15 protein-coding genes are annotated in these 19,010 nt (G+C 32.8%); 9 read left to right on the forward strand and 6 right to left on the reverse strand.

The genetic code is table 11. From position 1 onward, the window contains the following. Window positions 1-407: 407 nt before the first annotated feature. Complete coding sequence (gene lysA / locus Q3V94_RS07515) at window positions 408-1,700, forward strand: diaminopimelate decarboxylase (RefSeq protein WP_008907929.1); 1,293 nt, start codon at window positions 408-410, stop codon at window positions 1,698-1,700. A 57-nt stretch (window positions 1,701-1,757) separates the two neighbouring features. Here the strand turns inward: lysA and Q3V94_RS07520 are convergent, their stop codons facing one another. The 5 genes from Q3V94_RS07520 to Q3V94_RS07540 form a co-directional block, all read right to left on the reverse strand. Further along, complete coding sequence (locus Q3V94_RS07520) at window positions 1,758-2,951, reverse strand: aspartate kinase (protein ID WP_303526546.1); 1,194 nt, start codon at window positions 2,949-2,951, stop codon at window positions 1,758-1,760. Window positions 2,952-3,033: 82 nt separating this feature from the next. Further along, window positions 3,034-4,116, reverse strand: a complete 1,083-nt coding sequence (locus tag Q3V94_RS07525; RefSeq protein ID WP_303526548.1) for an endospore germination permease — start codon at window positions 4,114-4,116, stop codon at window positions 3,034-3,036. A 216-nt stretch (window positions 4,117-4,332) separates the two neighbouring features. After that, window positions 4,333-5,475 (reverse strand): Ger(x)C family spore germination protein, encoded by a 1,143-nt coding sequence (locus tag Q3V94_RS07530; RefSeq protein WP_303526551.1) that lies wholly within the window; start codon window positions 5,473-5,475, stop codon window positions 4,333-4,335. After that, a complete protein-coding gene (locus Q3V94_RS07535; protein ID WP_303526553.1) occupies window positions 5,468-6,964 on the reverse strand; it encodes a spore germination protein in 1,497 nt (498 codons plus the stop codon). The genes Q3V94_RS07530 and Q3V94_RS07535 overlap by 8 nt, the downstream gene beginning before the upstream one ends. 431 nt (window positions 6,965-7,395) lie before the next feature. Then, the gene (locus Q3V94_RS07540; RefSeq protein WP_303526556.1) at window positions 7,396-8,037 is read right to left on the reverse strand and encodes a deoxynucleoside kinase; all 642 of its coding nucleotides are present in this window, start codon (window positions 8,035-8,037) and stop codon (window positions 7,396-7,398) included. A 186-nt stretch (window positions 8,038-8,223) separates the two neighbouring features. Here Q3V94_RS07540 and pdxS point away from each other — a divergent pair, with 186 nt between their 5' ends. The 3 genes from pdxS (at window position 8,224) to mltG (ending at window position 10,835) form a co-directional block, all read left to right on the forward strand. Then, window positions 8,224-9,093 carry a pyridoxal 5'-phosphate synthase lyase subunit PdxS gene (gene pdxS, locus Q3V94_RS07545; protein ID WP_303526559.1) on the forward strand — a complete coding sequence of 290 codons (870 nt, stop codon included), beginning with the start codon at window positions 8,224-8,226 and terminating at the stop codon, window positions 9,091-9,093. Window positions 9,094-9,095: 2 nt separating this feature from the next. Further along, the gene (gene pdxT / locus Q3V94_RS07550) at window positions 9,096-9,668 is read left to right on the forward strand and encodes a pyridoxal 5'-phosphate synthase glutaminase subunit PdxT (protein ID WP_008907656.1); all 573 of its coding nucleotides are present in this window, start codon (window positions 9,096-9,098) and stop codon (window positions 9,666-9,668) included. Window positions 9,669-9,833: 165 nt separating this feature from the next. Further along, complete coding sequence (mltG, locus tag Q3V94_RS07555; protein ID WP_008907655.1) at window positions 9,834-10,835, forward strand: endolytic transglycosylase MltG; 1,002 nt, start codon at window positions 9,834-9,836, stop codon at window positions 10,833-10,835. 7 nt (window positions 10,836-10,842) lie between these two features. On the opposite strand, the gene Q3V94_RS07560 is transcribed toward mltG, so the two are convergent. Beyond that, window positions 10,843-12,393 (reverse strand): PAS domain-containing sensor histidine kinase, encoded by a 1,551-nt coding sequence (locus Q3V94_RS07560; protein ID WP_008907654.1) that lies wholly within the window; start codon window positions 12,391-12,393, stop codon window positions 10,843-10,845. A gap of 238 nt (window positions 12,394-12,631) precedes the next feature. Between Q3V94_RS07560 and Q3V94_RS07565 the strand changes: the two genes are divergently transcribed. The 5 genes from Q3V94_RS07565 (at window position 12,632) to glgD (ending at window position 19,009) form a co-directional block, all read left to right on the forward strand. Then, entirely contained in the window at window positions 12,632-13,636 is a 1,005-nt protein-coding gene (locus tag Q3V94_RS07565; RefSeq protein ID WP_008907653.1) for an aldo/keto reductase, read from the forward strand. Window positions 13,637-13,718: 82 nt separating this feature from the next. Further along, window positions 13,719-14,783, forward strand: a complete 1,065-nt coding sequence (locus tag Q3V94_RS07570; protein WP_008907652.1) for a GNAT family N-acetyltransferase — start codon at window positions 13,719-13,721, stop codon at window positions 14,781-14,783. 67 nt (window positions 14,784-14,850) lie between these two features. Continuing rightward, a complete protein-coding gene (glgB, locus tag Q3V94_RS07575; RefSeq protein WP_008907651.1) occupies window positions 14,851-16,740 on the forward strand; it encodes a 1,4-alpha-glucan branching protein GlgB in 1,890 nt (629 codons plus the stop codon). Between the two features lies 1 nt (window position 16,741). After that, window positions 16,742-17,887 carry a glucose-1-phosphate adenylyltransferase gene (locus Q3V94_RS07580; protein ID WP_008907650.1) on the forward strand — a complete coding sequence of 382 codons (1,146 nt, stop codon included), beginning with the start codon at window positions 16,742-16,744 and terminating at the stop codon, window positions 17,885-17,887. Window positions 17,888-17,899: 12 nt separating this feature from the next. Next, a complete protein-coding gene (gene glgD / locus Q3V94_RS07585; protein ID WP_008907649.1) occupies window positions 17,900-19,009 on the forward strand; it encodes a glucose-1-phosphate adenylyltransferase subunit GlgD in 1,110 nt (369 codons plus the stop codon). Window position 19,010 lies beyond the last annotated feature (1 nt).

Raw genomic sequence — 19,010 nt, forward strand, 5'->3', positions numbered from 1 at the left:
CCTTTATAATGGGGAGCATACAGACTGTTGAAAAAGTTATATTTTGATAAGCCCCGTGAAGGATTTCCCTGGCATTCGCTCATTTCGCTAAGCAATTCTAAGCTTTTCTTTGTTTTCAAAAGTCCTACCCTCGTGAGCCGACATCCGTGTCGGCCACTCGGCTCTGCACGTCCGTGTGCAGAATTACGGACTTTTGAAAAGTCGAAAAGCAAGAATTGCTAGAGCTCATGAGAGATGCCTTTTTGAAATCCATTCACGGGGCTCTTGCAAAGTCTAAACACCAATGAGAGTTTGTCTACAATCTGAGGCTATCTAAAAGGATAGCCTAATTTTTTTTTAAAAAAGTCTTTATTAATTTCAATTTTAGTGTATAATTATACCTAAATTACATTACAAAGGAGGATAATATGTTTGGCTACAATTCATTAGGAATAAATGAAAATGGGGTATTAACTATATCTGGGGTAGATGCTGTCCTGCTTGCAAAAATATACGGAACTCCCCTTTATGTTATAGATGAAGCCGAAATAATAAGAAGATGTAATGAAATAAGAGAAAGCCACATAGAAAAATATGGTGGAAGGGCGGTGTATGCCAGCAAGGCCTTTTTAAACAAAGAGATGTGTAGAATAATAGAAAGACAAGGTCTAGGTCTTGATGTTGTATCCGGGGGTGAACTTTATACAGCAAGGGCAGCAAACTTCCCTATGGAAAGGATTATATTTCACGGAAACAATAAATCCCTTAATGAGTTAGAAATGGCTGTTGAGTTAGGGGTTGGAAGGATAGTGATTGACAATTTTTATGAAATAGATAATTTAAACTATATTGTAAAGTCAAAAAACAAAAAAATAGATGTTCAAATAAGGATAAACCCTGGTATAGATGGTCATACCCATGAATTTATAAAAACGGGGCATGTAGATTCAAAATTTGGCTTTCCTTTATTCGATGATTCAGCTTTTTTTGCAGTAAAATCTGTTTTAGAAAGCTCCTTACTAAATCTAAAAGGCCTTCACCTTCATTTAGGCTCGCAACTTCATCAAAAGGATGTATATGTAAGAGCAGTTACTGTTTTAGCTGAATTCATTAAAAGAATAAAGGATGAGCTAAACTATGAGATAGAGGAAATAAACTTAGGTGGTGGATTTGGAATATTCTATACGGAGGACGACTCGAGAAAATTTATAAATTATTTTACAGATGCAATAAATATTTCAGTTATAAAGGAATTTAATAGATTAGGATTAAAAAGACCTATTGTTTATATAGAACCAGGAAGATGGATCATCGGTGAAGCAGGGTTTACTATATATACTGTAGGAGCAATTAAAGAGATTAAAGATGTAAGAAAATATATAGGCGTTGATGGAGGAATGGCAGATAATCCAAGGCCACCCCTTTATGGTGCAAAATATTTAGCTCTTTTGGCAAATAAAATAACTGAGGTTGAGGAAGAGGTTGTAACAATTGCAGGCAAATGCTGTGAATCTGGTGATATTTTAATAAGGGATATTAGTCTTCCTAAGGTTGAAAGCGGAGATATATTAGTAGTTTTGAGCACAGGGGCTTATAACTATTCAATGGCTAGCAATTACAATAGGCTTCCAAGACCGGCAGTTGTTTTAGTCAACAACGGTAATCATAGATTAATCGTAAAAAGGGAAACGTATGAGGATTTAATACGAAACGATATATGATGGAAATTTATAGAAATGTCAAAATGTCAAAAAGTCAAGTGCCTGGCACTTGACTTTTTATAAATTAAATTCTTTAGCAACTAAACCTACTGCCTTCATTTTATCCTGCTGTTTTATTGCACAGGTTATTCTTATTTCTGATGTTGTAATCATTTTAACTTCTATATCATTTTGCTTAAATAGCTTAAAAATCCTTGATGCAACGCCGGATGTTGTTTTCATTCCAAGTCCTACAACTGAAAATTTTGTTATGTCCTCATCGATTATAATTTCATCCTTTTTATAATAAGGTTTAATGACATCTAAGCAATCCCTTAGATCATCCTTTGGAATGGTAAAGGAAAGATTTACCTTATTGTGTATTGGAGCTGTTTGGCTTATCATATCCACATTTATCTTTTTGCTAGCAACAGCCTCGAATATATCTGATAAAAGATTTGTATCGTATTCGATGTTTTGAAGAGTAATAGCAACATCACTGTCGGATACTGCAATGCCAGTTATAGGCTTTTGTTCCACTATTTCAACCTCCCTTATATAAGTTCCTTTTATATCGCTACAGCTTAAAGCAACATAAATAGGAATATTAAACTTTTGAGCAAGCTCTACAGATCTTGAATGCATAACCTGAGCCCCAAGGCTAGATAGCTCAAGCATCTCTTCATAACTTATTTCATCTATCTTTTTAGCTTTCCTATAAATCCTTGGATCGACGCTGTAGATGCCGTCAACATCGGTGAAAATTTGACATTCTCCCTTTAACTTTGCAGCGATTGCAACTGCTGTTGTATCGGAGCCACCTCTACCTAAGGTTGTGATATCACCATCCTCAGTAATTCCCTGAAAACCAGCAACAACCACTATTTTGCCTTCCTTTAATCTATCCAAAATAGCCCTTTCATTTATATCCTCAATTAGAGATTTTCCATATGTTCCATCGGTTAAAAGTTCTATCTGAAAGGCGTTCATTGAAATTGCGTCATATCCTAAGGATTTTATAGCCATTGCAAGTAGGGCGCTAGAAACCATTTCACCAGTTGCTAATAGGGCGTCGAGTTCTCTTTTATCTGGATGTTCAGTTATCTTTTTTGCAAGGTCTATAAGTTCATCGGTGGTATCTCCCATTGCTGAAATTACAACAACAACATCATTTCCCTCCTGTTTCTTTTTTATAACCCACTTTGCAACATTTTTAATTTTTTCAGGAGTAGCAACGGAACTTCCACCGTATTTTTGCACGACAATAGCCATCCTTTCACCCCCATAACAATATTTAGTTGCAATTTTAACATAAATATTTATGCAATTCAATATATTTTTATGCGAACAAAAATCATTTTTTCATTTTCCTTCTTTTGAAAATTACATAATAAAAGTAAATAAATAAAGGTAAAAAAACCTCAAAGGGAAGGGAATAATATGGCCATATTTCAGTTGCCCATTCTACCATCTGCATTATATTCTCATAAACTATTATTGCAAAATTTAACATCAAAAGGCCTATTGGAGTAACTAAAAATCTATAGTCGTTGAAACCTAAAATTTTTGACAATCCCTTTGATGAGGCATACAAACAAATACTTATTTTTGCAAAAGTATAAATTAGAAAGGATATTGCTACTATACTTTCTATTCTTTGAAAAAAATTAGCTATATTTATTCTGCTAACAGCAGTATAAGAAGAAAAATAGTTTCTTGTTGATGTTTCGGGACCTAAAATAAGCACATTTCTCAACGCTAATATTATAAGAATACTGCCAGCAAAAATTAAGGAGGTATAATAAACTTTATAGTATTGTTTTTTATTTATTGAAGGTAGAACAAATAAAAAAACTATAGTTTCTGCAAAGGGGAAGGAGAAAGTTGCAAAGGCTCCCTTTAACACAGGCATGATTCCTTCATATAACATTGGCCTTAAATTGTTTATATCCATTTCAGGTATAGAGAATGGAATAGTTAATAATAATAGAAACAACAAAATTAATAGAAAAAGTTCACAGCCCCTTGCAATTGTTTCGATTCCAGATTTTACTGAAATAATAGCCAATAGGATACATATCAACATAAGAATGGAATTTGGGGTTTCTGGAAGACCAATGGTTTTTATAAATTCCCCAAAATTTCTTAATACAAGAGCTCCAAGATGAAATGAGAAAAATATAAGGAAAAATGACAATAATCTTCCAAAAAACTTGCCGAATATCATTTCTAAAATATCAACAATATCATTGTTTGGTTTTATGGATAGAATTTTAGAATAAAACCAAGTTATAATAAGTGCGGCAATCAATGCGATACTGATTGCAATCCAAAGATCACCCTTTGCATCTACACCGCTGGTTATAATTACAGAACTTCCTATAATAAACATTGTCATTGTAAATATTGCCTGTCTTACAGATATTGTTTCCTTCATAGACTCAACCTCTATTTAAAGAAATAGTTTTTAATGACAATAGCAGGGCTTGGAATCTTAATGTTTAGGGAGATTAAAAGGCTTAATGTAAAAGCTATTAAGTAAAAAAAAGAAAAAACAATTATTTTTTTTATGTTTCTTTCTAACTTTAAGTCAGTAAATTCAAATATATAAAGAAGGATATAGCCTATTATTGTTAAAATAACCTTTGCCATACTATTTACCAACCCTTATTATCTTGCTTGTAGTTGCAGTTCCAAATATATTTAATTTTACATTTACTGAATAGGAAACGGTTTGAAATATTTTATTCCAGTTATCTTTATTTTTCTTCCAATAAGTAGGATATTTTATTTTAAGAAACCTTCCGAAATTTACTATGTCGGCATTATAACTTTGAATTATCGAAAGGGTATTTTCGATATCTTGAGCTATGTATTTTTCAGAAAAATCCTTTAATTTTATTAAGTTTTCTTCCTTTATGAAATCAAATTCACCAGAGTTTTCGGCAAGGGATACATCTACTGAAATATCGATTTTAAATTTGACTTTATCATCAACGATGGGGGTTATTTTGGCTTGGGAATTATATATTTCAAATGATATATCTGTTCCAGTTGAAAGGGCGTTTTTAATAGGAATAATGCCTCCTTTTATTTGATTTTTTATAAAAAGCAAATTTTTAGTATTATGGTCATCTAAAAACCCTAAAAGTTTTGCATCTTTAAATAAAGCACAGCCGGATATTTTTACTATATTTCTTCCCTTTTCCTCTATTATATGGGCAACGGGAAGAATAGTAGCTGCAGAATCTGATTGTATCTCATTTATAACCTGCCAAAGATTGATATTTGGATATTTAGCAATATTTTTAGAGGACTCCAATATATCATATACATGGAAGGATACAATTTTTTGAAGATTATTGGTAGTAGTAAATACATCCTTGGCCATTTTGGAATTTACAAAAACTATTTTCATATCTGGTCTTACTTCAGCATCCCTTTCAATCCAGTCTAATATGGGTAAGATACCTCTCTTAGCTAATTTTTTATTTATGAAAACAACCTTTGCATGACTCCAGAATATTTTTTTACCTGTTTTGGAGATTAAATTCCTAACTGCATCAAAAATAGTGTCGCCTTCTTCAGAAAAATACTCAGGTAGGATCAAAGATTGCCCTTGTCCATAATTGGTTATTGTTACAATTTCTACTGTTAGAATGTATTTGTTTTTATTTTCATCATAGTCAAAGGCTACTCCTGCAGCTGTTGAAACTTGATCTAGTTCTCTGTAATTCCAGCAGGATGTAAAAAAAAGAGAAAATATTATTATTAAAAATATTTTAATCTTATTCAAGATTAATCTTCTCCTTTGGTTTTTGGCTTTTGTTTCTTATTACGTTTTTAGCCCCTAAAATAATCGGCCTGTATTTCATAGCCCACCATGGTCCTCTTATGGATGTGTCCTTTATGTCTTGAAGATCAATGGAGATTGTATGCAAAGTATATGGAACTCCAAAACTTTTTAATGATAAGAGTCTTATAAACATAATTAATATTCCAAAAAACATACCATATAATCCAAAAAAGGATGAAAATAAAAGTATAATAAATCTATAGATTATAACTGCCCATGTCAGCTGAGGAATTAGAAATTCAGTTATGCCTGTTAGGGCAGTTATAATAACCATGGGAGCGCTTACAAATCTTGCAGTAACAGCAGCATCGCCTATTATTAATGCACCTACTATGCTAACTGCTTGACCGATGGGTTTTGGTAGCCTTGTTCCTGCTTCCCTTAATATTTCAAATAAAAATATCATGCCAAAGGCTTCGACGACGGTTGGAAAAGGGATACCGTTTCTTGCTGCAGTAATACTAAGAACAAGAGGGGTAGGTAAAAGTTCTTGATGAAAATTAACAAGGGAAATATATAAAGATGGAATAAAAGTTGTGAGAATAAAACCTAGTATTCTAAGAATTCTATTAAAGGATGCAAAAATAAAGTTAACATAATAATCTTCGCAGGACTGAAAGGATTCAATAAATAAGTAAGGAATGGTTAATACAAAGGGAGAGCCATCAACAAGGATGATTACTCTTCCTTCCAAAAGCTTAGCACAGGCAACATCAGGTCTTTCAGTTGCCCCAATTGTTTGAAAGGGGCAAAAGGGATTATCACAAATAAGCTCTGCAATATAGCCTGAATCCAATATACCGTCTATATTTATGTCATCTAACCTATTTATTACTTCGTTTATTATTTTTTCTGATGCTATGCTGTTTATATAAGCAATACAAATTTGTGTTTTAGTATATTTGCCTATCGATTTAAATAAAAATTTTAGATCTTTATGAGGAATTCTTCTTCTAATTAAGGAAAGATTGATTAATAATGATTCGGTAAACCCTTCCCTTGGTCCTCTTATTATACTTTCTGATGGTGGCTCTTCAATATTTCTTGTATTGCCTTCCTTTGCTTTTATAAGCAACGCCCTGTTGTCATCATTTATTAAGATAACAACATATCCGGTTAAAATACAACCGATAACTTCATCAAAATCTTCAGATGTTTGAATATTAGCTGATGGTAGATGATTTTTAAGAAAATCAATTGTAATTTTATCTTTTATATTTACATTAATGATGCTTTCTAAAATATTATTTATATAATCAGTCTTTACCATCCCATCTGAATAAATTAACATAAAAGTATTTTTATCCTGATGATATGTTCTAAAAATTATAGTTTTATCATTTAAAAAAATGGTTTTTATTAGTTTCATATTTTCATATATATCTGAACTTAACTTTTGCGATTTTTCTTTTTTAAAAAATCCAAACATAGTCCTTCACCATTAAATTTTATTTAGTAATTATTTTTAACATAATGTTCTAAATTATACATTTTTTAATATCAAATAAAAAATATGAAGGCACTGAAAGTGCCTTCATATTACAGATTGTAGACAAACCATCTTTGGTGTTGAAATTTTGCAAGAGCCCTGTGAATGGATTTCAAAAAGGCATCTCTCATAAGCTTTAGCAATTCTTGCTTTTCGACTTTTCAAAAGTCCGTAATTCTGCACACGGACGTGCAGAGCCGAGTGGCCGACACGGATGTCGGCTCACGAGGGTAGGACTTTTGAAAACAAAGAAAAGCTTAGAATTGCTTAGCGAAATGAGCGAATGCCAGGGAAATCCTTCACAGGGCTTATCAAAAAACAACTTTTTCAACAGTCTGATGAAGGCACCTTCAGTGCCTTCATATTACTACTTATAAACTGTTTTTAATTAATTCTATAACTTTTCTTCTGTCTTCTAAATTATTTTCAAAATCAAGGTTGTCTACGTTTATTTTAAGAATTGGCGATATTGAATATTGATCGAAGTATTCTTTGTAATGTCTATTTAATCTTTCCCAATATTCCCTTTCAACTATCTTTTCATAAGATCTTCCCCTTAGGTTAATCCTTCTTATTGCCTCATCTACAGAAATTTCAAGGTAAACCATGAGCTTTGGAGGGTGGCAATGTTCTATCATGTTTTCGAATAGCTCTATGTAAAGTTCAAATTCCTCAGGGGACATCTCGCCGCTTTCCATCAGCATCTTAGCGAATATAACGTCGCCATATATACTTCTGTCCATTACAGCGTTTTCTACCTTTGAGGCTTCCTTGATATGTTTAAATCTTTTATTTAGAAAAAATATCTGCAAAGGAAAACTATATCTATGCCTATCGTAATAAAACTTTTCCAGGATAGGGTTATTATATACAGGTTCCTCAAAGGGAACAAAGCCTTCTTCCTTTAATATTTTCATCAATGTGGTTTTACCGGCACCAACAACACCATCAATCACAAGCATGTTCCAAAATCCTCCTTTATTTATCTTGCTGAGGGCTCCTTTGTAAAACATAATATCTCCCCTTGAAAAGAATATGCCTAAATAGTATATAAAATTTTTGACCCAAATACAATATTTATTTATTTTTTGACAAATAACAATGTATGAAAACAATATTGACTAATTTAAAAACAATGCTAGAATAATTATGAAATATTTAAAAACTAATTGTATCGATACATATAAGGAGGGGAATTTATGGAAAGGTTTAAATTAAATGCTGATCTTGCGAGGATGCTAAAGGGTGGCGTAATAATGGACGTTACGAATGCTAAAGAGGCAGAAATTGCTGAAAAAGCAGGTGCATGTGCTGTAATGGCCCTTGAGAGGGTTCCAGCTGATATTAGAAGGCAGGGCGGGGTTGCAAGGATGTCAGATCCTAAATTGATTAAGGAAATAAAATCGGCTGTTTCAATTCCGGTTATGGCAAAGTGTAGAATTGGACATTTTGTTGAGGCACAAATTCTGGAGGCCTTAGAGATAGATTATATCGATGAAAGCGAAGTTTTAACTCCTGCTGATGATAAATATCATATAAACAAATGGGCCTTTAAGGTTCCCTTTGTATGCGGTGCAAGAAATTTAGGTGAAGCACTAAGAAGAATTGGCGAAGGTGCAGCAATGATAAGAACAAAGGGAGAAGCAGGAACGGGAAATGTAGTAGAGGCAGTAAGGCACTTAAGACAAATCATGGAGGATATAAGAAGAGTAAAAAATGCACCCTATGAAGAACTTATGACCTTCGCAAAGGAACTTGAGGCACCTTATCACCTTGTTGAATATGTTTGGAGGGAGGGAAAGCTTCCCGTTGTTAATTTTGCTGCAGGTGGAATTGCAACACCAGCCGATGCTGCATTAATGATGCAGCTTGGTGCTGAAGGCGTTTTTGTAGGCTCTGGAATATTTAAATCCCAAAATCCTGAAAAAAGAGCAAGGGCAATAGTTCTTGCAACTACTTATTACAATGATCCAAAGGTTTTAGCTGAAATTTCAGAAGACTTAGGGGAGCCTATGTTTGGACTTGATGTTAAGGAAATAGAAACTTCCCTTTCAGAAAGAGGTTGGTAATTATGAAAATTGGGGTTTTGTCAATCCAAGGTGGGGTTATAGAACATATAAACCATCTTAAAGCTTTAGGTGTTCAAACGATAGAGGTTAAAAAGAAAGAGGATTTAGATGATATAGATGGCATTATTTTACCAGGTGGAGAGAGCACGACTATAGGGAAAATAATTTCAGAAAATGGTATTAAAGATAAACTTAAAAAGCTCATAAAAGAAGGCCTACCAGTTTGGGGGACCTGTGCAGGTATGATTTTGCTTGCAAAGGAAATAAAAAACGATACAAGGAGACATCTTGAAGTTATGGACATTGAGGTGGAAAGAAATGCCTTTGGCAGCCAAATAAATAGCTTTATTGAAAATGCTATAATAAATGGAGTTTCAAATAATCCAATTCCTTTGGTTTTTATTAGAGCACCTTATATTTCAAGAATATTATCAGATGATGTTACAATTTTAGGCAGTGTTGGAGGTAAAATAGTTGCAGCAAGGCAAAGGAATATGCTTGCTACAGCCTTCCATCCAGAGCTTACGGATAATCTTGAATTTCATAAATATTTTTTAGATATGTGCCAAAAATAATTTTAAAGGAATAATCTTATAAAAAGCCCCGGAAGGACTAAAAAGGGACAGATAGCTCAAGCGATAAAGCGAATCCAAAGAAATCCTTCACGGGGCTTAAAAAATTTATTTTATAATGCATATATTGTTGTATAATATATATGAGAACTATTTAGGAGTGAGGTTATGAAAAGGCATTATAAATTTATTGGTGTATTTTTTTTGTTTGTATTTTTATTTTTGGGTTTTACATATTATTATAAAGTCAACATGAGGCTTTACAACAAATCAGAAGTTTATTTTATAGTTAAACAGGGGGATAGTATTAATAAAATAGCTGAATATTTACTTAATAAAAAGGTTATAAGATCAAAAAATTTTTTTCTTTATTATGCAAAAATAAAAGGATTTGATAGGAACATAATGGTTGGGAACTATATAATTTCCACCAATAAAGATTTAGACTTTTTATTTAAAAAACTAACATCGGGAAAGTCGGACTTTGCTATAGTTACTATTCCAGAAGGGTATAATCTTTATCAGATAGCAAAAAAATTAGAAGAAAAGGGATTATTAAAGAAGGAAGATTTGTTAAATGCAAAGATTTCGGATTTTGATAAAGAAGGATTAATTCAATTAGATAAAAATGCCTATTATGAGCTTGAAGGTTATTTGTATCCGGATACCTATTATATTCCTTACAATTTAACCTCAAAGGAAATAATAAACATTATGTTTGAAAGGTTTATTAATAAATACAAGCCATTTATAAAAAGGCAAAAGGAATTAAACTTATCCTTAAGGGAAGTTATAACTATTGCTTCATTAATTGAAAAGGAAAGCTATAATGATGAAGAAAGAAGAAGGATATCCGGCGTAATTTATAATAGATTGCAGAGGAACATGCCTTTGCAGATTGATGCAACGGTTATATATGCGATAACAAAAGGGGAAAAGCATATAAACAGGCTCTATTACAAAGACTATAAATTTGAATCGCCATATAATACTTATAAGATCATAGGTCTTCCTCCAGGGCCTATAGCATCACCAGGAATAAAATCCATAGAAGCTGCCTTAAATCCAGAAAAACATCAATACCTTTACTACGTATTGTCAGGAAATGGCCATGTGTTTAGTAAGACCTATGAGGAACACATAAAAAATGTGCATAAATATATCCAGTAGGGTTTCCCTACTGGATATCTGAAAACTCGATATTAACTGTTTCTAGATGATTTTTGTTAACTATTTTAGTGGCAGCTACCTCATCTTGAATGTAATTTTTAGGAAGTCTTACTATAAACTCAGAACCCTCACCTTCTTTGCTGTTTAAAGTTATTTCTCCCCCATGCATTTTAACAAATTCCTGTGCTATAGAAAGACCTATTCCACTTCCTTCGTTTTTCCTTGTGAAGCTAAAATCCGCCTGCTTAAACCTATCAAAGATAACCTTTTGTAGCTCATCTGGGATTCCAATTCCATTATCCTTTATTATTATTAATATATTATCCTCTTCCTCTGAAACCTCTACAAATATTTTTTTATCTTTCTTTGAAAATTTAATTGCATTTGATAAGATGTTTAAAATTATCTTTTCAATCTTTTCAACATCGCAGGCGATATACTTTTCTTCAAAATGGGGGTTATATATTATTTTTATATTTTTGTCATTAAAATAATTATTTGCGGATGTGCATATATCCTCAATTAGGCTAACGATATTTACATTTTCAAGATTAAGCCCCATACATCCAGCATCAATACTAGTAAGATCTATTATATTATTTGTCAGCCTTAAAAGCCTATACATATTTTGTTTTAACACAGGATAAAATTTATCATAGTTTTCAATGAAGGTAGCATCGTTTTTTCTAAATATTTCAAGAAGCTGAACTATACCATATATGACATTCAATGGAGTTCTTAGTTCGTGGGATACCTTTGATATAAATTCGCTTTTTAACTTTTCATATTCAAGCTCCTTTGAAAGTCTTTCCCATTCCATTTGAAGTCTTAGTCTTTCAGCAATTTCTCTTAAGATTATAATCGTTCTATTTTTTTTGCCTTTTTCTTCTATGAAGGATATATGGGAAAAAGAAACCCAAATATATTCTCCATTTTTACTTAAAAGCCTATAATTTACATTATCTATAATCGGTTCCCCGTTCAAATAAGAATAAAATTTCTTTTTTGCTTCATCTAGATCTTCTGGATGAACTATAGATTGAAGATTTGTCCCGATCAATTCTTTAGAATCATATCCGAGTATTCTGCTAACAGATGCGGAATAGTAAGTGACTTTACATTCTAAATCCGTCATAAATATCATATCTTCTATTCCATTAAATATTTTTTTTAGCATTGCCTCATCATCTTCGATCTTTTTGGCCATTAGAATTGGTTCTGTTATATTGTTTAATATAAGGGCGATATATTCTTTTTCTTTAAGGCAAATAAAATAAAAATTTGCTTTAAAATAATATGTGCAATCATTAAGTAAAAGACTAATCTTTTCTATTACATATTCTCCTTTTATTTTAAGTTCTGAAATAACTTGCTTTGAATTAATATTCAAAGCCTTAAATATATTTGAAGGATTGCCTTTAAATAAAGTATTAAAGGTGTTATTTTTAAGTAAAATATCTCCGTTTTTATCAGACAAAATTACAGCATTTGGGCTTTTTTTGAACATCTCGTAAATAACCTCATTTAAACATCTACATTCGCATTCGGAGTTTTTCATATTACCACCTACTGTTTTAAAATTCAACCACATATAATTATTCAACACATTTGCAATTTTTCCTGCAAATTAAATATCGCAAAATTCTACAAAAAATGAGCTTTATCTTATTAAGTCAATCCTTTGGTGTTTTTGCTTACAATAAAGTTTATAAAGTGCTATAATAATATTGTAGAGAAATTAAATAAGACAGTCAAAGAAAGGATATAATATGAAGCAATTTGGGGGGAAAGTGTTCATGAAATATAGAGTTTTAGGGAAAACCCATCTTAAGGTCTCAGAAATAGGGTTTGGAGGAATTCCAATTCAAAAGTTAACTCAAGAAGAGGCAGCAAAGGTTATTCATAAGGCAGAGGAGACGGGGATAAATTTTATAGATACAGCAAGGGCTTACTCCTGCAGTGAAGAATATATTGGAAAGGCCCTAAAGGGAAGAAGAAAAAATTGGATAATTGCTACTAAATCAATGGCAAGAAGCTATGAAGATATGAAAAGGGATATAGAAATAAGCCTTAAGAATTTGAATACGGATTATATTGATTTATATCAGCTTCATAATGTAAAGGATATTGCTTCATATAAAGAAGCTTTTGGTGAAAATGGAGCACTAAAGGCATTATTAGAGGCAAAGGAAAAGGGGATAATAAGGCATATCGGGGTAACTTCCCATAGCCTTGATATGTTAAAACATATGATAGAAAATCCATTAGTTGAAACCATTATGTATCCATATAACGTTGTTGAAAGACAAGCTATTGAAACTTTTAAACTAGCAAAGGAAAGAAATATTGGCATTATTGCAATGAAACCAATGGCTGGTGGGGTTTTATCCGATGGGAAACTTGCTTTAAAATTTATTTTAAAGGATGATTTTATTTCAACAGCAATCCCTGGAATGGCAAGCATACAAGAAGTTATTGAGAATGTATCTGCAAGCAAGGAGGAAATAACTAAGGATGAAATAGAACTTTGCGATAATATTTATAAAGAAATGGATAAGGAATTTTGCAGAAGATGTGGTTACTGCGCACCATGCCCACAGGGGATTGATATTCCATTTAGCTTCATATTAAGGGGATATTATGTTAATTACGACCTTAAGGATTGGGCAAAGGAAAGATATAATAATTTAAAAGCCCATGCTTCTGATTGTAGAGAATGTGGAATATGTGAAACAAGATGTCCATATGATCTTCAGATAAGAAAAATGCTAAAAGAAGTTAAAAAAACCTTCGGATATTAGGCGGCATTTTTTGTTGCCTAATATTTTTTTATTTATTAAAATATAAATAATAAACAAAAATTGGCAGCGGCGAGGTGTTAAGATGAATTTTTTAGCTTTAAAAATTGCATGGGATGTCCATAAGAAACAGCTAAGGAAGGGCTCTTCCATTCCATATATAATTCATCCGATTGAGGTTGCGATAATACTTTACGAAAACGGTGCAGATGAGGAGCTTTTAAATGCTGCTATTTTACATGATACGCTTGAAGATACTACAGGAAATAGGGAGGAGCTTTTAAACAAGTTAAAAAATAATTTCAGCAGAAGGACAATAGATCTTATCCTTGCAGCTTCTGAGCCTTTAAAGGTTAAAACAAAGGAAAAATTAACACAAGAAGAAGAGATAAAAACTTGGAGGGAAAGAAAGGAGCATACAATAGAATTTGTAAAAGGGGCTTCAAGGGATATTAAAATGCTAATTTGTGCCGATAAACTGAGCAACATAAGAAGCACCTATAGGGATTATAAAAGGCTTGGGAAAAAGGTTTGGGAAAAGTTTAATGCAGGATATGAGGATCAAAAATGGTATTATGAAAGCTTAGTAAAGGCTCTGGAGGAACTTAAAGGACTTAAAATGTATGATGAATTTAAAAACTTGGTTGAGCAAATTTTTAACTATGATAAGAAGGATATAATAATAAAATATGCAGATATTGAAGAAAAAAAAGTATTAATGGAGGGCATTAAAAGGGAATGGGGTTCTGATATAATCCTTTCAAAGGGAAAAGTCCACAGGATAATTGAACTTCCATGGCTTATCGCAGTTTCAGAAGGCGAAATATTGGGTTTTTTAATATACAGCATAGAAAAGGCTGAATGTGAAATAGTTCTATTAGAGAGCTTAGTTAAAAATATTGGGGTGGGTTCCAAACTTTTAAAGGAATTAACTAGCATTGCAAAGAAAGAATGCCAAAGGATTTTTTTAATAACCACCAATGATAATATAGATGCCATGAAGTTTTATCAAAAAAATGGGTTTGAAATGGTTGCTATTTATAAAGATGCCGTCAAAAGGGCAAGATGTATAAAGCCCCAGATACCACTTATAGGCAACTATGAAATTCCAATTAAAGACGAGATTGAATTTGAGTTAAGATTTAGTTAAAATTCTGGTAATTTATGAATTATGTTGTATAATTATAAATAAAACTTTAGGGTTTGGGGGGATAAAGGTGAAAAGAAGACATACGATTTATGCTTCTGATATAAATAAATATTTAAGGGGAGAACATTTTAATGCATATGAGTTTCTAGGAAGTAGAATAGTTGAGCATCAAGGCAAAAAAGGTGCAGTTTTTATAACATATGCACCAAAGGCAAGGGAAGTTAGAGTGGTTGGAGATTTTAACGGTTGGAATGGGGATAATCATAAAATGATAAAGGTTTTAGATTCTGGGTTTTGGTGGCTCTTTAATGAAAATATAAAAGAAGGAGATTTATACAAGTATGAAATAATAAAGGCCGATGGGACTAAAGTTTTAAAGGCTGACCCATATGCAAGGTTTTCTGAGTTAAGGCCAAATACTGCATCTATAGTATATGAAGATAAAGACTATAAGTGGCAGGATGGCGAATGGATGGAAAAAAGAAAAAGCATAAACTATTTTAAAAGTCCCTTAAATATTTATGAGGTTCACTTAGGTTCGTGGAAAAAGAAGGGAGAAGATTTTTTAAACTACAGAGAAATTGCCGATGAGCTCTCTAAATATGTCAAGGAAATGGGATATACCCATGTAGAGCTTTTACCTATAATGGAACATCCTTTAGATGCTTCCTGGGGTTATCAAATTACGGGATATTTCTCCCCAACATCAAGATACGGAACTCCCGAGGATTTTAAATATTTTATAGATAAAATGCACAGGGAGGGAATTGGAGTAATTCTTGACTGGGCACCGGGACATTTTTGCAGGGACGAGCACGGACTTTATAATTTCGATGGGGCACATCTTTACGAACATGAAGACCCAATGATAGGAGATAATTTTGACTGGGGAACAGCTAATTTTGATTATTCAAAGGGTCATGTCCAGAGCTTTTTAATCTCCAATGCCCTTTATTGGTTTAAGGAATTTCACGTGGATGGCCTTAGGGTTGATGCGGTTGCAGCAATGCTTTATTTAAACTTTGGTAAAGAGCATTTGAATATAAGAAATAAATTTGGAGGCATTGAAAATTTAGATGCGGTTGAGTTTTTGAAAAAACTAAATAAAGCCATTTTCTTAAATGTTGATAATCCACTTATGATAGCGGAGGAGTCAACAGCATGGCCATTAGTTACATATCCCACCTATGATGGAGGCCTTGGGTTTAATTATAAATGGAACATGGGATGGATGAACGATACCTTAAGATATATGACGATGAATGATGAGGAAAGAAAATATAACCATAACCTTTTAACTTTTTCAATGATGTATGCTTATTCTGAAAACTTCATTCTTCCCTTATCCCACGATGAGGTAGTTCATGGGAAAAAATCCCTCATAGATAAAATGTCAGGAAGCTATGAAGAAAAGTTTGCAAACCTTAGGCTTTTATATGGCTACATGATGGCACATCCCGGAAAAAAGCTTTTATTTATGGGGGGAGAAATCGCACAGTTTATAGAATGGAGATTTTATGAGGAATTAGAGTGGTTCCTCTTAAAATACCCAATTCATGATTCCCTTAAAAGATATGTAAGGGATCTTAACAGATTTTATTTAGAAAATAAAGCCCTTTGGGAGCTTGACCATAAAGGGGAAGGTTTTGAATGGATCGATGCAAATAATAATAATCAAAGCATTTTATCCTTCATAAGAAGGTCTAAGGAGGATTATTTAGTTATTATATGCAATTTTGGAAGGGGAAAATATGAGGATTATAAAATAGGAGTTCCTGAAGAAAATGAATATATAGAGGTTTTCAATAGCGATAAAAATATTTATTCGGGAAGTAATTTTATTAACGAAGGCAGCATAAAATCTTTAAGGGAGTCATGGCATGGAAGGGACTATTCAATAAATATTAGAATAGCACCCTATTCATTTATAGTCTTAAAAACAAGAAGGGGTGAATAAAATGCGTAAAAAGGAAATAATAGCTATGGTCCTTGCGGGGGGCCAGGGAACAAGATTAAAGTCATTAACTAAAAACAATGCAAAGCCTGCAGTGCCTTTTGGAGGGAAGTATAGAATAATAGATTTTGTTTTATCTAACTGTGCTAATTCATCCATAGATACTGTTGGGGTATTAACACAGTATCAGCCCCTTATATTAAACGCCCATATTGGGATTGGAATGACTTGGGATCTTGACAGGAAGTTTGGAGGAGTTAGAATTCTTCCACCCTATCAGCATGAGGCAGGTGGTAATTGGTATAAGGGGACGGCAGATGCGATTTATCAAAATATGAATTATATAGATTATTATAACCCTGAATATGTTCTTGTCCTTTCAGGGGACCATATTTATAAAATGGACTATAACTTAATGCTTGACTATCATAAGGAGAAAAATGCAGACTGCACCATTGCAGTAATTGAAGTTCCAATTGAGGAGGCTAGCCGTTTTGGCATTATGAATACCCACGAGGATGGAAGGATATATGAGTTTGAAGAAAAACCTAAAAAGCCAAAGAGCAATTTAGCCTCTATGGGAATATATGTTTTTAACTGGAATAGATTAAAGCACTTTTTAAAGGAGGATCAAAAGGATCCAACCTCTTCAAACGATTTTGGCAAAAACGTGATCCCAAGGATGTTAAAGGAAGGCGCAAAGCTCTATGCCTATAGATTTGAAGGCTACTGGAAGGATGTTGGAACAGTAGAGAGCTATTGGGAAGCCAATATGGACCTTTTAAAGGAAGACTGCCAGCTAGATCTTTATGAGGGAGTAAATAAAATTTATGCCGTTGATTATTCCCTACCACCACAGTATATAGGACCTGAAGCAGTTGTAGAAAATTCTATGATAGTTGATGGCTGCACAATTTATGGTGAAGTTAAAAACTCCATAATTTCAAGGGGAGTTTATATAGGTAAAAATGCCGTTGTTAGGGATTCTGTTATCCTGCAGGATGTAAGGATCGAAGATGGGGCAACCGTTATAAAAAGCGTTGTAGGTAATGGAGCAAGGATTAGGGAAGGAGTCACAGTTGGAAATGGCAAGGAAATAGTTCTTGTTCCGGAAAAAAGGGATGTTAAGGAAAATATTTTTGAAGAGTAACGAGGTGATATAATGCTAAGGGATTATATGGGGGTTATACTCCTTAATGAGGATGAGAGCAATATAAGAAGTTTAACATTAAATAGACCACTGGCTTCTATTCCAATCTTCGGTAGATACAGAGTTATAGACTTTGTTCTTTCAAACATGGTAAATAGTGGAATAACCAATGTAGGAATATTTGTTGAAAGAAACTCAAGGTCCTTAGTTGACCATATAGGGACAGGAAAACCTTGGGATTTAAACAGAAAAATCGACGGTCTTTTTATATTTAATCATACATTAAAAAGGCTAGTGGAAGAGGATGTCAATGCCTTTAAATATAACATGGAATACTTTTTTAGAAGCAAGAAGGAAAAGGTTGTTCTTTCAAGATCAAGGATGATTTGCAATATTAATTTAGAAGAAATAGCAAAGGAACATGAAAGGTCTGGTGCAGACGTTACAATTGTATATAAGAAAGTTAATAATGATGAAATGTTTTTAAATTGTGAAGTTTTAAACATAGATAACGGCAAAGTAGTTGGCGTTGGGAAAAACCTTGGAATGGGAGATACTATAAACGTTTCTATGGAAATATTCTTTATGAGCAAGGAATTTTTAATACAGGCTATCTATAAGTGCATGCAGGATGGAATTTGCTCCAGCGTTATGGAATATGTATCCAAGCATGTAAGAAATCACGACGTAAGGGCCTATGAATTTAAAGGTTATTTAGGATGTATAAATTCCGTATCTTCCTATTATAAAGTTTCTATGGACTTTTTAAATGGAGATGTTATGCAGGAGCTTTGTAGCAAAAATGGCAACATATATACAAAATCCTATGATTCGCCCCCTACAAAGTATTTAAACGGATGTAGTATTACAAATTCAATAATGGCAAGCGGTAGCATTGTAAAGGGGCTTGTTTCAAACAGCATAATAGGAAGAAGGGTTATAATAGAAGAGGGAGCAGAAGTTATTGACTCTATAGTATTTTCAAGGTGCATCATAGGAAAAAATGTTAAACTAAAAAATGTCATAATTGATAAAAACGTCATAATTGAGGATGATAAAGTTTTAATAGGAGATAACAAATACCCTATTGTTATAGAAAAAGGAAGCAGAATCCATCTTTAAG

Origin of the sequence: Caloramator sp. CAR-1, assembly GCF_030546345.1 — a bacterium.
In the GTDB taxonomy this organism is placed as follows: Bacteria; Bacillota; Clostridia; order Clostridiales; family Caloramatoraceae; genus Caloramator; species Caloramator australicus.